The following is a 13722-nucleotide window of genomic DNA, read 5'->3' as shown; positions in this document are numbered from 1 at the left end:
GCACAAGGTGACCTGAGCTCTCACTCAGCCGAACGCGCTGGCCAAAGCGCGGTCGAAGGTCTTGATTTCGGTGACACCTCGCCGCTGGCAACAGGCAAGGTGAAGGAAGTCGCGCGCACCGAGCGCTCGGTAGCGGTCACACAGCGCTCGAGCGTGCGCGACGTCGGACTCCTCAATCGACCAGATCTCGGTCAGCGATCGAGCCAGCGTCAGCGCCGCATCCAGAGTGTCAATTCGATCCGCAGGAATGTATGCGTGCAGCAGTTCTTGCAGGACCTCCACCGATGTGACGAGCCGGCGATGTCGCTCGACACTGTGCTCGAAGAAGTCCCGAGCTGGTCGGCGTAGCGGATGCTCACGCCCTACGGCGTACATGAAGACGTTCGTATCGACGAAGATCACGAAGCCGATGAACCGCGTCGCCGCGACTCCGCTATCACCCGAACGTGTTCATCCCAGTCCGGCTCGACACCCGGTTCGTCGGGCAGCGACCCGAAGAACTCGCGCAGTTCTGCCACTGTCCGCAGCGGTCCGGTCTCCTCGGCCGCGAGCTGTTTCAATCCGGCCTCGCGCAACCAGGTGCTCAGCGACATCTTGTTCGCCGCAGCCTGCTGACGAAACGCTTCGCGCTCGGCTTCAGAAAGGATGACCTGAACACGACGACTCATGTGTAGAAATCCTACACATCCGTGGCGCTGGAGCTATCAGTCGCCGCCAGCCCCGCATACCCCGGCCGCAGAAGCTCGGCCAGCCCCCGCCCACGCACGTTGACCGCCACCTCCGGTAGCTCGTCGAGTAACGCCGTCGATGCGCTCACCGGTGGACGCGACACGGGAATAGCGTTCTGGCGCACGAAGAACGAATCGAGGCAGTCGGCAAGCGCTGGGCCTGTCGGCAAAGCGCGGTCGGCCGCCGGGCGGCCGGAGCGGGCCGCGGCCAGGTTCTCCAGAAGATCATCGCGTTCGCGTCCGCGCCAGGCGAGGATGACGAACGGATCCTCGTCGAACGCCTCGGCCATCAGGTAGAACGTCGCCGCGAGATGCTTGCACGGCACCGCATCGTCGGGGCAGGAGCAGTCTAGCGATAGCTCGCGCTCCTTCCCCGGGAACAACGCCAACCCCACCGAATCGAAGACGCCCTCGATGTCCCCAGGCATCTCGCCGGCCAGCAATGCCGCTGCAAACAAGGCGTTTTCGGCCAGTGCGCCCTCAATCTGCGCCCACTGCCCCTTGTCGAAGGCGACGATCCCGATGCGCACCCGATAGGGGCGCGCCCGGCTGCCCTGAACCTGTGCGCTCACCAGGCCAGGGGCCACCTCCAGCGAGATCACCTGTCCGCGGCGAGCGTAATTCTTGCCCCGCTGCAGCCGGCTACCCATCCCCATCGCTTCGAGCACCTCGATGAACCGCTGCGACCACCAGGTCTGGCCGATCTGCCCGCGCGTGCTGCGGGCCTTGAGCCCGTCAGCCGGTCGCGGCCGCGTCGCGGGATACCAGTTACTCACCGATGGCTCCCTCCGACAGAGTGAACAGCTTTCGCAAGTCACCAGTGGACAATTCGGTTAGCCAGCCCTCTCCGTCGCCGACCACCAGATCGGCCAGCGCCCTCTTCTGTTCGATCATGTCGTCGATACGCTCCTCCAGGGTGCCGGTGCAGATGAACTTGCTGACCTGAACCGACTTCTTCTGTCCGATTCGGAACGCGCGGTCGGTTGCCTGGTTCTCCACCGCCGGGTTCCACCACCGGTCCAAGTGCACAACATGATTGGCGGCCGTCAGGGTCAGGCCGGTGCCGCCGGCCTTCAACGACAACAGGAAGATCGACGGCCCCTCACCGGCCTGGAACCGGGCCACCATCTCATCGCGGCGCTTCTTCGGGGTGCGGCCGTGCAGGTACGCCACATCCTGGCCGAACCGAGCGGCCAGATGCGGTGCCAGCATCTCGGCGAATTCGGTGAACTGAGTGAAGCACAGCACCCGATCTCCTTCGGCTAGTATCTCTTCTAGAATCTCTTCGAGGCGTGTCACCTTGCCAGAGCGGGCCCCGATCACCGACCGGTCGTGCAACAGTTGCGCAGGATGATTGCAGACCTGTTTGAGTTTGGTCATCGCTGCCAAAACGTTGCCGCGGCGGGCGATTCCGTCGGTGTTCTCGATCTTCTCCATCATTTCGTCGACGATGGAACGGTACAGCGACCCCTGTTCGACGGTCAGCCGGCAGTACTGTTTGGTTTCGATCTTCTCCGGCAGATCGTCGATGATGTTCGGGTCGGTCTTGAGTCGTCGCAGAATGTAAGGACGGGTGATCCTGCGCAGCCGTTCCGCCGGTTCGGTCTGGCCATACTTCTCCACTGGGACGGCGTAGCGGGCCTTGAATACCTCCGGCGAGCCGAGCAGTCCGGGGTTGAGAAAGTCCATCACGGCCCACAATTCGGCGAGCCGGTTCTCCACCGGGGTTCCGGTGAGCGCTACCCGATGCTCGGCGTGAAACCTGCGCACCGCCTTGGCGCCGCGGGACAGGCTGTTCTTGACTGCCTGCGCCTCGTCGAGCACCACGCGGTTCCACTGATAGTCGGCGAGCTCGTCGATGTCGCGGGCGGCGGTCGCGTAGGTAGTGACGATCAGGTCGGTAGCCTCCAGCTGTTCGGACAGCTCGTCCCCGTGCAGCCGCGCGGTACCGTGATGGGCGTAAACCCGCAGTGCTGGTGCGAATTTCGCGGCCTCACGTTGCCAGTTGCCCACCAGTGACATCGGGCAGATCAGCAGTGTCGATGCGGTATCGGGATGGTCATGGCGCTGGGTGGCCTCCAGCGCCAGCAGCTGCACCGTCTTACCCAGACCCATGTCATCGGCCAAGCAGCTACCCAGCCCCAGCGAGGACAGGAACGCCAGCCATGACAGCCCGCGTTGCTGATATGGCCGCAGCGTCGCCCTGAACCCGGGCGGCGGATGCAGTGGTTGAAGTGATTGCGCTGCAACCCCGTTCAGCAGATCTCCGAGCCAACCGTCGGCGCGCACCGCGGTGATCTCCAGTGGCGCATCGACGGACTGACCGGCCGCCAGCGCCAGGATCTCACCGGTGCCGGCCTGGCCGGTGGGGTTGGCTTCGAGGAACTCCAGGCCGCGACGCAGCTGCTCGGGATCCACCGAAACCCACTGACCGCGTAGCCGGATCAGCGGAGCCTTGGTCTGGGAGAGCGCGTTGATCTCGTCCTCGGTCAGCGTGTCGTCGCCGACGGCGAGTTCCCACCGGAAGTCGATGAGCTGCTCACGGCCGAACCGGCTGGCGGTCTCCACCACACCGTCGACCGGGGTGGATGCCGACACCGCCAGCCCGAGCCTGCGGCGCGGGTCCCACCACGACGGCAGCAGCACCTCGAACCCGGCGTCGTCGAGCAACGGTGCGACAGCGGACAGAAAGTGGTAGGCGCCGTCGATGTCCAGATCGATCCCACAGGGCCGGGCGGTGCGCAGGCCGGCGGCCAGTTCCGGGAATATCCGTACCGCCCGTCCCAGCTCGGCCAGCAGCAGTTCCTCGGGGCGGTCCAGCCAGCGACTCAGCATGCCGTCGTCATCCCAGGCCTGCTCTGCGGATACCAGCAGGCTGGGGTCGGCGACTGATCGCAGTAGGAACTCCAGCCGCCAGTCCGCCTTGTCGTCGTCACCGTCGGAGACCCGGAAGACCGCGCGCGCGGGGCCCGGATCTTCGATCCCGATCTGATCCCACGGTGCGAGCGCCTCGCTCAGCGTGTCGAGCTCGTCCGGATCCGCCTCGAACCCGCCGTCCGGGGTGGTCAGTGCCGTCAACCAGGCTTCGGCCGCCGGGAGCCGTTTGAGACGGCGACCGCGGCGCGGCGGCAGCAAGAGGTCAGCCGGCGGCATGACGGCGCGCGCCAACACGTCGACGAAGCCGGTCAAGGCCGCCGTCACGATTTCGTACGCGCCCGGCGCGCCCACCGCGGCCCGACACACCGGCGGCATCGCAGTGGTGAGCGCGTTCAGTTCCATCACATCCGCGCCTTGCACTACCGGCCGCCAGAACGCGACCGGCACACCGTCGGCGTACTCGAGCGCCGGAACAATCCGGCCGCGCGACAACAACATTCGCGCAAAATTGGCGATATCGACGAGAAAGTAGGCTGCCGAGGTCCCGTAGCGCACACCGGCTGCCGGATCGTCGAGAATGGTTAGAGCGTCAGCCGAGGGGACGGCGACGACCGGCACCGTCCACGGCAGCAGCGCGGGTCGGCTGTGCGCCGGGGGGCGCGGAGTGACACGCAGCAGTTCCGGTGAGTCCAGCGGAGAGCTGCGTAGTGACGGCAACTGCAGGTCGGCGCTGCCGTGTTTACCGATGTAGATCTCGCCGAGCCGGTCGGCGGGAATGGCGAACGGATGGGGCCGTGCCGACCGCAAGGCCTGGCTGGCACTTTTCACCGGGCGGTGCGGGTCCTCGCCCCATAGACACAAGCTGCCGTCCGACCAGGATCCGTGCACAACCAGCATCGAGACGTCACTTTCCGGAATGAGTTGGGGCCAGGCTACTCAGTGGATCACGGGGCGGAGCAGCGCCGCGCCGTGTCCACCGGATTAGCAGAATTGATCGCTCATTCCCTCCGCCACTCGCGCCTCAATCGGCCAATTGGTCTCACGGGCCACAGCATACGACGCAACGAGATCGACGAAATGGCTTAATTCACTCGGACTCTCGCGCTCAAACGTCGGTTTGGGCGATGCGCGGGCTAGGGCTGGTAGACCCTCGGCTCCAGCGTTCCGATGAACGGCAGATCCCGGTAGCGCTCGGCGTAGTCCAGGCCGTAGCCGACCACGAACTCGTTGGGGATGTCGAACCCGACGTAGGCGATGTCGACGTCGGCGCGCACCGCGTCGGGCTTGCGTAGCAGTGTGCACACCCGCAGCGATTTGGGGTGGCGGGTGGCGAGGTTGCGCAGCAGCCACGACAGTGTCAGCCCGGAGTCGACGATGTCCTCGACGATCAGCACGTCGCGGTCGTGGATGTCGCGGTCGAGGTCCTTGAGGATGCGGACCACACCCGAAGACGACGTCGACGACCCGTAGGAGCTGACGGCCATGAACTCCAACTGGGTGGGCAACGGGATTGCTCGGGCGAGATCGGTGACGAACATCACCGCCCCCTTGAGAACGGTCAGCAGAAGCAGGTCCTGACCGCCCAGCGTGTGGCCGTAGTCCTCTCCGACACGATCGGCCAGTTCAGCCGTGCGGGCGTGAATCTGATCTTCGGACAACAGGACCGATTTGATGTCCCCGGGGTACAGCTCGTGCGCCGACACGACCACACTGTGCCATGACCAGGGCTAAACAACCAATCACACCGGTTGCGAGTACATCGTCAGCCGGCCGTCGCGGCGGGCCGCGAACAGCCTTTGCTGCCGCAGATCCGAGCCGACAGCCACCCCGCCCTGGCCATGCCACGCTGTGACCAGCGCGTCCACCGCGCGGATCTGCTTGTCGGTCAGGTTGGCCGCCCCACCCCGCAGCAGCCAGCCGCGGATCACCCGTCGCCGCACCGCCGCCGGCAGAGCGGCCAGGGAAGCGACGGCCAGAGTGTCCTCGCTGCTCTCCAGAGCCGCCTCCGCCAGCGCGTCGAGGGCGTCGGTGTCCTCGCGCAGCGCGGCGGCGGTGCGGGCGAGCGCCTCGGCGACCCCGCCGCCGAGCACGTCCTCGAGCAGCGGCAGCACCTCGCTGCGCAACCGGACCCGGGTGAAGCGGGAGTCGTGGTTGTGCGGGTCGTCCCACGGGGTGAGCCCCAATTCGGCGCAGGCGGCGTGGGTGACGCCGCGGCGCACCCCCAGCAGCGGGCGGAACCACGGCGGGTCGCACGCCCGCATGCCGGCGATCGATCGCGTGCCCGAACCGCGGCCCAGCCCGAGCAGCACCGTCTCGGCCTGGTCGTCGAGGGTGTGCGCGAGCAGCACCGGCGCCTGGCCCCGGGCGCGATCCAGGGCGGCGTAGCGGGCGGCGCGGGCGGCGGCCTCCGGGCCGCCGTCGGTGCCGACCCGCACCCGCAGCACCTGCGCGTCCACACAGCCGAGGTCGTGCGCCTGCCGGCGCGCGATCTCGGCGACCCGCTCCGAGCCGGGCTGCAGGCCATGGTCGACGATCAGCGCGGTCGTCGGCAGGCGCGCGGCGGCCGCGGCCGCCAACGCCAGCGAATCCGGGCCACCGGACAACGCCACGCACCACGATGTGGCGCCGGGCAGGCAGTCCGCCGCGAAGCCGGCCACGGTGGCCCGCAGGGCGGCTACAGCACCCGGTCGATCCACTGCTGCGGGTTTTCGATCTCGTCGGGCAGCGGCAGCGTCTGCGCGCTCGTCCACACCACGTTGAACCGGTCCATCCCAACCCGGTCCACCACGTGGTCGACGAACGCCTTGCCGCGGGTGTACTGGCTGAGCTTGGCGTCCACCCCGAGCAGCGCCCGCAGCAGCCGCTGAAGCGGCGGCTGCTTGCGCTGGCGGCGCTGGTCGAACCGGTTGCGGATGGTCTGCACCGACGGCACGACGGCCGGGCCGACCGCGTCCATGACGTGGTCGGCATGGCCTTCGAGCAGGGTGCCCAACACCAGCAGCTGATCCAGCGCCGCCTGCTGGGGCTCGGACTGCACCGCGCGCATGAACCCGAGGATGCCCGAGTCGTTGGGCCCGAGATCACCCGTACGCGGTTCATCCCCGGGTCGCTGCGCTCCTGCCCGCCGGCGCTTCTTGACGTACTCCGCCAGCCGGGCCACCACCTGCGTCACATCGTCGCCCGCATCGGAGGTCAGCACCCCCAACGCCTGCGACATGTGTTGAGCTAGCCAGGGATTGGCGGAGAACTGCACCCGGTGAGTCACCTCGTGCAGGCACACCCACAGCCGGAAATCGGCCGGCGCGACGCGCAGCTGGCGCTCGACGGCGATGACGTTCGGGTAGACCAGCAGCAGCAGGCCGTCGTCGGGGCCGCCGGCTTCGGCGAACGGGTCGTACTGGCCGAGGATGCCCGAGGAGATGAAGGCCAGCACCGCGCCGGTCTGGGCACCGGTGACCCGCCCGGTGATGGCGTTGCTGGGCGTATGGGTGCCACCGGTCATCACCCGCATCGAGTCCGAGGCCGCCCGGATCCAGCCCTGCCGGTCGACGATGCGCGCGTCGGCCACGGGTCCGTCGCCACCCATCCGGGTGACCTCGCGGACCGGGGCTTCGGCTTTTCGGGCGGCGGCGGCCAGCTCGTCGATGGCCTGGTTGCGGGTGTAGTCGGTGGAGACCGGGCCGGGCCGGGCCAGCCAGGCGCCCACGTTCCCGGCGAACGCCCAGTCGACGGCCCGCCCGACGGTCAGCTGCGCCGTGTCGATGCGCGATCCGCGTTCGCTACTCGCTCCGCCGCTCATGAGCCACATCCGCAGGTGCGCAGGACCCCGGCCAGGGTGTCGAGGGCGACCCGACCCGTCGGGCCGGCGTCGTTGGAGATGAAGGCGAACGTCAGCACCCGGCCGTTGGCGTCGGTGACGATCCCGGCCAGCGAGTTGACGGCGGTCAGCGACCCGGTCTTGGCACGTAGCCAGCCGGCCGACGATTGCTTGGGGTCACCGCCGAGGAATCGATCCGACAGGGTTCCGCTGCCGCCGGCGATCGGAAGCAGGTCCAGCAGCGGACGCATAGCCGGGAGATCGGGGCCGGCCGCGGCGTTGACCACCTCGTCGAGGGTCTTGGCGGTCAATCGGTCGAGCAGCGACAGCCCACTGGAATCCACCAAAGCCGCCCCCGTCATATCCACGCCGACGCCGGCCAGGTGGCTGGTCACCGCGTCGACGGCGCCGGCGAAGCTCACCGGGCGGCCACTCGCCTTGGCCACCTCGCGGCCGATCGACTCGGCCATCACGTTGTCGGAGGCGTTCATCATCTGTCGCAGCCGTTCGATCAGCGGTGCCGACTGCACCGACGCGAGCTGGCGGCCGGTCGGCGGGGCGGCGGCCAACGTGACCTTCGCCGGGTCGACACCCAGCGCGCTGGCCAACGCACGGCCGGCGTCGAGCGCGGGTGTCTTGGAACGAGCCGAGTCCACGGTGGTCGGCTGAGTGCGACCGGCGTCGATCATCACCGGCTGGATGGGCGCGATGTCACCGCCCTCGATGTCGGCGGGATCCCAGCCCGGCGCGAAATCGGGTCCGGTGAACAGCGAGACGTCCACCTGTACCGCCGTGGCGGTGATGCCGCTCTTGCGGACCTGGTCGGCGAGATCACTGATGCGGGCCGCACCGCGATACCAGGTCTGCTGGCCCGGCGGGGCGGCCGACAGCACCGGGTCACCGCCGCCGACGAGCACCACGACACCGGGCTGACGGGTCTGATCGGCGGCGACGACGGTGGTGGTGACCCGTTCGTCGCGGTCCAGCGTCAACAGGGCGGCACCGGTGGTGAGCACCTTGTTGGTCGAGGCCGGCAGCAGCGGCAGATCGGAGCGGTGCTCCCAGATCTGCCGGCCGGTCTGCGCGTCGGTGATCCGGCCGGTCACATTGCCGAGGTTGGGGTCGGCGACGGGGGCAGCCAGCGCCGCGGTCATCCCCGCCGCGGTGGGCACCGGGGCGGCGTCCGCCACCGGGATGACACCGGGGTTGGCGGTCACCAACGGGTGGGCGGGCGGGGCCTGCGCGCTGCTGGTGTCACCGCCGCGGGTCAGGAAAGCGCCCGCCGCCACCAGGGCGGCGACCAGTGCCATCACCGCAACGGCGAGCACCACATGCGTGGAGTGCCGCCACCGGGTCGGCCTCATCACTCTCCTGACTTTCGTTTCGTCTCATTGTGCCCAACCACCCTGTAGCGCAGGTTATCGCTGGCGTTAGGGTTAGGCCGCATCGCCGGGGCCGGCGGGCAGAGCGAAGCGACCCGGGGATCGGCCCGGGCGACCGGAAGCAGAGTTAAGGAGTCGCGCGGTGCAGTTCGACGTCACCATCGAGATCCCGAAGGGCCAGCGCAACAAGTACGAGGTCGACCACGAGACCGGGCGGGTCCGCCTGGATCGCCACCTGTACACCCCGATGGCCTACCCCGCCGATTACGGCTTCATCGAGGACACTTTGGGCGAGGACGGCGACCCGCTGGACGCGATGGTGCTGCTGCCACAGTCGGTGTTTCCCGGAGTGATCGTGGAGGCCCGACCGGTGGGCATGTTCAAGATGGTCGACGAGGCCGGCGGCGACGACAAGGTGCTCTGCGTGCCGGCGGGCGACCCGCGGTGGGATCACATCACCGACATCGGTGACGTGTCCAGCTTCGAGCTGGAGGCGATCAAGCACTTCTTCGTGCACTACAAAGACCTCGAACCGGGCAAGTTCGTGAAGGCCGCGGACTTTGTCGGGCGGGCCGAGGCCGAGGCCGAGGTGGAGCGCTCACGGGAGCGCTTCGCCACCGAAGGCCACTGACGGGCGCGCAGGACCGCCGAAGACTCCGGGCAGAGAATTTGCCTGCCCGTAACAATCGGTAACGCGGTTGTGCTTTGCCTTTTCGATGATGAGTTGGTGTTGATGCACCAGGGCATCGGTCTCGAGGCCTTCAACGAGCTGCCGGACAGCAAGGCCGTGCATGCGCTCTACGAATGCTGCAACAGCGTGACCTTGGCGCGCGACTTGGCACGCGGTCGCCCGTACGCCGACCACAACGCCCTGTTCCGCCGCGCGGACGCCCTGCTGTTCTCGCTGTCGGAGTCCTCGGTCGACGACATCCTGCAGGCCTACCCGCACGTCGGGCGTCGCCCGCGCAGCACCAAGTCGCAGGCCGAGCAATGCTCGGTGTGGGACGAATGCCCCGACGTCATGGCCGAACTCACCGCGGCGGTCAAGGACTACGCCGACCTGTTCGGCTTCGACTTCGTCATGCACATCGGTGGGCTGGCCCCCGACGTCTGCGCCCAGTCCGTCATCGCAGCGGTCCACGACCGGATGCACCACGATCCCGAGACCGAACGCAAGGTCGTGCGCAACGAACTGGCCCGGATCAACCGCAGTCGGCTCGAGCGGATGCTCGGCCCCGAGGGCGGCTACGACAACTGGGGCTGATCCGTCACGGCGGCGCTTTCGCAGCGCCTAGGGTTGGCAAGCGTGGCCCTGCCGATGGATCCCGAAGTGCAGACCCTGCTCGCGCCGATAATGGAGGCGGCCGCCGAACTCGATCCTCCCGCGATCGGCGACATCGCCACCCGCCGGGAACGGATCGTCCCGCTCTTTCAACTTCTCGCCGATCTTCGCGGCCACGTACCCGGCGTCGAGGTGACACGCCACACGTTGACCACCGGTGACGGCGCGGAGCTGGACCTGGCGTGGTACTACCCCTCCCACGGGCGGCTGCCCGGTAGTGCCGCGCTCTACCTGCACGGCGGCGGGATGATCCACGGCCTGACCGAGACCGGGCCGGGCTACGACGCGGCCGTCCGCTCCTACGTCGCGGCCTCCGGCGTCCCGATGCTGATGGTGGATTACCGTGTCGCGCCGGAACATCCGAACCCGACACCGGTCGAGGACTGCTACGCGGCACTGTGCTGGCTCGCGGAGAACGCCGCGACCCTGGGCGCCGACGCCACCCGGCTGGCGGTGGCCGGGGACAGCGCCGGCGGGGGGCTGGCAGCGGGCGTGAGCCTGCTGGCCCGCGACCGCGGCGGCCCCGCGCTGGCAGCGCAGCTGCTGATCTACCCGATGCTCGACGACCGCACCGTCGCCCCGGATCCGCAGCTGGCACCGGAGTCGCTGACGTGGACCTACGACGACAACATCACCGGGTGGGGCGCGCTACTCGGCGATCGCGCCGGGAGTGACGACGTGTCGCGCTACGCCGCCCCCGCCCGCGCACCGGACCTGGCCGGGCTGCCTCCGACCTATATCGACGTCGGCGATCTCGACATCTTCCGCGATGAGGACATTGCCTATGCGGTAAGGCTCTCCGCTGCGGGTGTGCCGACCGAACTGCATGTGCATCCCGGTTGTCCACACGCCTTTGAGGCGCTGGCACCCACGGCCGCGGTGTCGGCGCGGGTGACCGCCGATCGGATCCGCAGACTTTCGGCGATCTAGCACCGGTCGACACCGCTCGGGCGGCCGACCGGGTCTGCAGCCGTTGCGAACTCCGCGATCAACTCGGCCAGTACATCGGGCGCATCCAGCATCGAGAACGTTCGTGCGCCCTCGATGAACTCCAGTCGCGAGCACGGCAGGGCTTCGGCGAGCCTGCGGCCATCGGCCTGCGGGAAGAACACGTCATCGGCCGACCAGGCGATGAGTGCCGGTCTGGTGAACACCGGCAGCCGCGCGGCGGCCTCGAGGGTGGTCCGGCGGTGCAGCGATCCGGTGAATCGGCGCAGGTCTTCGGTGATCGCTCGATCGCGGATCGCCCGGTGGGTCCATTCGGCCGTCAGCGCGTCCAGATTGCAGTGGGCCAGCCCGCCATATGCCCGACGACGCACCGTCGCCGATCGCATGACCTGCACGGCCGCGCGGAAGAGCAGCGGCACCTTGGCCGCGGTGATCAACGGCGCCAGGATCGGCGGCGGAAAATGTTCGAACGCGTCACAACTGGTGAGAACCAGGGCGCCGACCCGCTCCGGGAACTCGGTCACAACCACCTGGGCGACCGCCCCGCCGGTGTCGTTTCCGACCAGCACGACGTCATCGAGCCCGGCCACGTCGAGAAATTCGGCGACCATGGCCGCGACGCCCCGCATGGACATGTCCGCTGGCGGCCGCATCGCCTGCTGGTGTGCACCGAGCGGCCAGGTCGGCGCGATGCACCGCAGGCCGTCCCGCGCCAGCCGGGCGCTCAACGGCCGCCACAGCGACCCACCCATCGCATAGCCGTGGATGAAGACGACCGGCCGGCCGGTGGACGGTCCAGCCGTTTCGTAATGGATGGTTCCGCCGCCGAGATCTACGGTGTCCATGACAATCTCCCTTGATAGCGAACAAACAAACAGACAGTCTGCATGTAAAATACCGACAGGGTGTATGGAAAACAAGACATGACGATCAGACGCACCCAGGCGGAGCGGTCCGCCACGACCCAGGAGGCGTTGCGCAAGGCCGCGCGCGAGCTCTGGGGTGAGCGCGGCTATGCCGAGGTCGGCACGCCGGAGATCGCCCAGCGGGCGGGCGTCACCCGTGGTGCGATGTATCACCAGTACGCCGACAAGGCGGCGCTGTTCCTCGATGTCGTCGAGGCCGTCGAGGCCGATGTGATGAGCCGGCTCGCGGCGGCCACCCTCGCCAGGCAACCGTCTACCCCGGCGGCGGCGCTGCACGCGGCGGTGGATGCCTGGCTGGATATCAGCGCCGAGCGGGAAATCCGTCAGCTGATACTGCTCGACGCACCGAATATCCTGGGCTGGGACGGTTTTCGAGACGTCGCCGAGCGCTACAGCCTGGGCATGACCGAACAGCTGCTACAGGCGGCCATGGACGCCGGCGAACTCCGGACCCAGCCGGTACGTCCGCTGGCGCATATCCTCATCGGCGCGCTCGACGCCGCGGCGATGACCATCGCCAATTCCGCGGAGCCCGAAATCACCGGGGCCGAGGTCCGCACGGCACTGCACGGAATCGTGAACGGCATGCTCGCCGGCCATGACCGCCCGGCCGGGTGATCGCCTATCCGAGCCGAATCCTGGGTGGTCACATAGGCTCGTGAGGTGATCGGCGGCGCGCAGGACTCAACACGGGCGCATCCCCACTTCCTCTCGCTCCCCGATCTGGCGGCCCGGCCGGCCGGCGGCGCGGTGTTGTGGGCCAATGACGACCTGTTCGCCGAGCGGGAGAACCTGATCCAACCGCAACCGGCGGAGTTCCGTCCGGCCACGTTCGGGCACAAGGGGCAGATCTACGACGGCTGGGAGACCCGGCGGCGCCGCAGCGCCGGGCCCGACGATTGCGACACCGCCATCGTGCGACTGGCGGTGCCGGCCATCGTGGGCGGCGTGGTGGTCGACACCGCATGGTTCACCGGTAACTACCCGCCACAGATCTCGGTCGAGGCGGCCTGCGTCGAGGGCTATCCGAACGTCGAGGACCTGGTGCAGCAGACCGATTGGACCACCATTGTCGAACGCGTCAGCGTCAACGGCGACACGCGGAATCCGTTCAAGGTCAACTCTTCCCGCCGCTGGACCCACGTCCGACTGTCGATTTATCCCGACGGCGGCGTGGCCCGGTTTCGGGTGCACGGCGAAGGCCTGCTCGATCCGCGGCTGGCCGATGGGATGCCACTGGATCTCGCCGCCCTGGAAAACGGTGCCCGGGTGACGGCGTGTTCGAACATGTTCTACTCCTCCCCCAACAATCTGCTGCTGCCCGGCACAGCCCGCACGATGGGCGAGGGCTGGGAGACTTCGCGCCGCCGCGACGCCGGCAACGACTGGGTTCAGATCCGGCTGGCCAGCCAGGGCGTGTTGACCGCAGCAGAGCTGGACACGTCGTATTTCGTCGGCAACTCTCCCGGCGCCGCCCGGCTGATGGGGCGCGAGGACGACGGCGAGTGGTTCGAGCTGTTGGGAACCACTGCGCTGCAACCCGACACCAGGCATCGGTTCTTGCTGGCCGCCGATCAGCCGGTCACCGACGCTCGCCTGGACATCTATCCCGACGGTGGTATGGCGCGGCTGCGGCTGTTCGGCCGGCTGACCGACGAGGGGTTGTCCCGCGTCAAGGAGAGGTGGGCGGCAAGCGCCTGAC

General features: G+C 68.3%; 14 protein-coding genes. 5 read left to right on the top strand and 9 right to left on the bottom strand.

The features are described from left to right. Positions 1-24 precede the first annotated feature (24 nt). From ORI27_RS00180 to dacB, 8 genes are all read right to left on the bottom strand, one after another. Positions 25-402, bottom strand: a complete 378-nt coding sequence (locus ORI27_RS00180) for a type II toxin-antitoxin system VapC family toxin (protein ID WP_265994807.1) — start codon at positions 400-402, stop codon at positions 25-27. Continuing rightward, positions 399-668: a plasmid mobilization protein gene (locus tag ORI27_RS00175; protein WP_265994808.1), complete on the bottom strand. Its 270-nt coding sequence runs from the start codon at positions 666-668 to the stop codon at positions 399-401. The genes ORI27_RS00180 and ORI27_RS00175 overlap by 4 nt, the downstream gene beginning before the upstream one ends. Before the next feature lie 11 nt (positions 669-679). Then, a complete protein-coding gene (locus ORI27_RS00170; protein ID WP_265994809.1) occupies positions 680-1504 on the bottom strand; it encodes an SWIM zinc finger family protein in 825 nt (274 codons plus the stop codon). Next, positions 1497-4502 carry a DEAD/DEAH box helicase gene (locus ORI27_RS00165; RefSeq protein ID WP_265994810.1) on the bottom strand — a complete coding sequence of 1002 codons (3006 nt, stop codon included), beginning with the start codon at positions 4500-4502 and terminating at the stop codon, positions 1497-1499. The genes ORI27_RS00170 and ORI27_RS00165 overlap by 8 nt, the downstream gene beginning before the upstream one ends. A gap of 236 nt (positions 4503-4738) precedes the next feature. Beyond that, entirely contained in the window at positions 4739-5314 is a 576-nt protein-coding gene (hpt, locus tag ORI27_RS00160) for a hypoxanthine phosphoribosyltransferase (RefSeq protein WP_265994811.1), read from the bottom strand. 30 nt (positions 5315-5344) lie between these two features. After that, on the bottom strand, positions 5345-6301 hold the full coding sequence (gene tilS, locus ORI27_RS00155; protein WP_265994812.1) for a tRNA lysidine(34) synthetase TilS: 957 nt from the start codon (positions 6299-6301) through the stop codon (positions 5345-5347). Further along, the gene (locus ORI27_RS00150; RefSeq protein ID WP_265994813.1) at positions 6280-7404 is read right to left on the bottom strand and encodes a zinc-dependent metalloprotease; all 1125 of its coding nucleotides are present in this window, start codon (positions 7402-7404) and stop codon (positions 6280-6282) included. The genes tilS and ORI27_RS00150 overlap by 22 nt, the downstream gene beginning before the upstream one ends. Beyond that, a complete protein-coding gene (gene dacB, locus ORI27_RS00145) occupies positions 7401-8786 on the bottom strand; it encodes a D-alanyl-D-alanine carboxypeptidase/D-alanyl-D-alanine endopeptidase (protein ID WP_265994814.1) in 1386 nt (461 codons plus the stop codon). Before dacB ends, ORI27_RS00150 begins: the two co-directional genes overlap by 4 nt. A gap of 160 nt (positions 8787-8946) precedes the next feature. Here dacB and ORI27_RS00140 point away from each other — a divergent pair, with 160 nt between their 5' ends. From ORI27_RS00140 to ORI27_RS00130, 3 genes are all read left to right on the top strand, one after another. Continuing rightward, a complete protein-coding gene (locus tag ORI27_RS00140) occupies positions 8947-9435 on the top strand; it encodes an inorganic diphosphatase (protein ID WP_265994815.1) in 489 nt (162 codons plus the stop codon). 96 nt (positions 9436-9531) lie between these two features. Continuing rightward, a complete protein-coding gene (locus ORI27_RS00135; protein WP_265994816.1) occupies positions 9532-10068 on the top strand; it encodes a 2-oxo-4-hydroxy-4-carboxy-5-ureidoimidazoline decarboxylase in 537 nt (178 codons plus the stop codon). Positions 10069-10110: 42 nt separating this feature from the next. Next, positions 10111-11076, top strand: coding sequence for an alpha/beta hydrolase (locus ORI27_RS00130; protein WP_265994817.1), 966 nt, complete (start codon positions 10111-10113; stop codon positions 11074-11076). Here the strand turns inward: ORI27_RS00130 and ORI27_RS00125 are convergent. Further along, positions 11073-11939, bottom strand: coding sequence for an alpha/beta fold hydrolase (locus ORI27_RS00125; protein ID WP_265994818.1), 867 nt, complete (start codon positions 11937-11939; stop codon positions 11073-11075). The two genes, ORI27_RS00130 and ORI27_RS00125, sit on opposite strands and share 4 nt — an antisense overlap. A gap of 78 nt (positions 11940-12017) precedes the next feature. Here ORI27_RS00125 and ORI27_RS00120 point away from each other — a divergent pair, with 78 nt between their 5' ends. Together ORI27_RS00120 and alc are read left to right on the top strand one after the other, a co-directional pair. Continuing rightward, positions 12018-12638: a TetR/AcrR family transcriptional regulator gene (locus ORI27_RS00120; protein ID WP_265994819.1), complete on the top strand. Its 621-nt coding sequence runs from the start codon at positions 12018-12020 to the stop codon at positions 12636-12638. Positions 12639-12683: 45 nt separating this feature from the next. Beyond that, the gene (gene alc / locus ORI27_RS00115; RefSeq protein ID WP_265994820.1) at positions 12684-13721 is read left to right on the top strand and encodes an allantoicase; all 1038 of its coding nucleotides are present in this window, start codon (positions 12684-12686) and stop codon (positions 13719-13721) included. Position 13722: the final 1 nt, after the last annotated feature.

Origin of the sequence: Mycobacterium pinniadriaticum (assembly GCF_026242045.1) — a bacterium.
Taxonomy (GTDB): Bacteria; Actinomycetota; Actinomycetes; order Mycobacteriales; family Mycobacteriaceae; genus Mycobacterium; species Mycobacterium pinniadriaticum.
The sequence above is the reverse complement of the archived record's forward strand: the minus strand, read 5'-3'. Positions and strand labels throughout refer to the sequence as shown.

Coding starts and splice junctions, on each gene's coding strand:
- ORI27_RS00175 (WP_265994808.1), bottom strand. CDS start 668: ATGAGTCGTCGTGTTCAGGTCATCCTTTCTGAAGCCGAGCGCGAAGCG.
- ORI27_RS00165 (WP_265994810.1), bottom strand. CDS start 4,502: ATGCTGGTTGTGCACGGATCCTGGTCGGACGGCAGCTTGTGTCTATGG.
- ORI27_RS00150 (WP_265994813.1), bottom strand. CDS start 7,404: ATGAGCGGCGGAGCGAGTAGCGAACGCGGATCGCGCATCGACACGGCG.
- dacB (WP_265994814.1), bottom strand. CDS start 8,786: ATGAGGCCGACCCGGTGGCGGCACTCCACGCATGTGGTGCTCGCCGTT.
- ORI27_RS00125 (WP_265994818.1), bottom strand. CDS start 11,939: ATGGACACCGTAGATCTCGGCGGCGGAACCATCCATTACGAAACGGCT.
- ORI27_RS00120 (WP_265994819.1), top strand. CDS start 12,018: ATGACGATCAGACGCACCCAGGCGGAGCGGTCCGCCACGACCCAGGAG.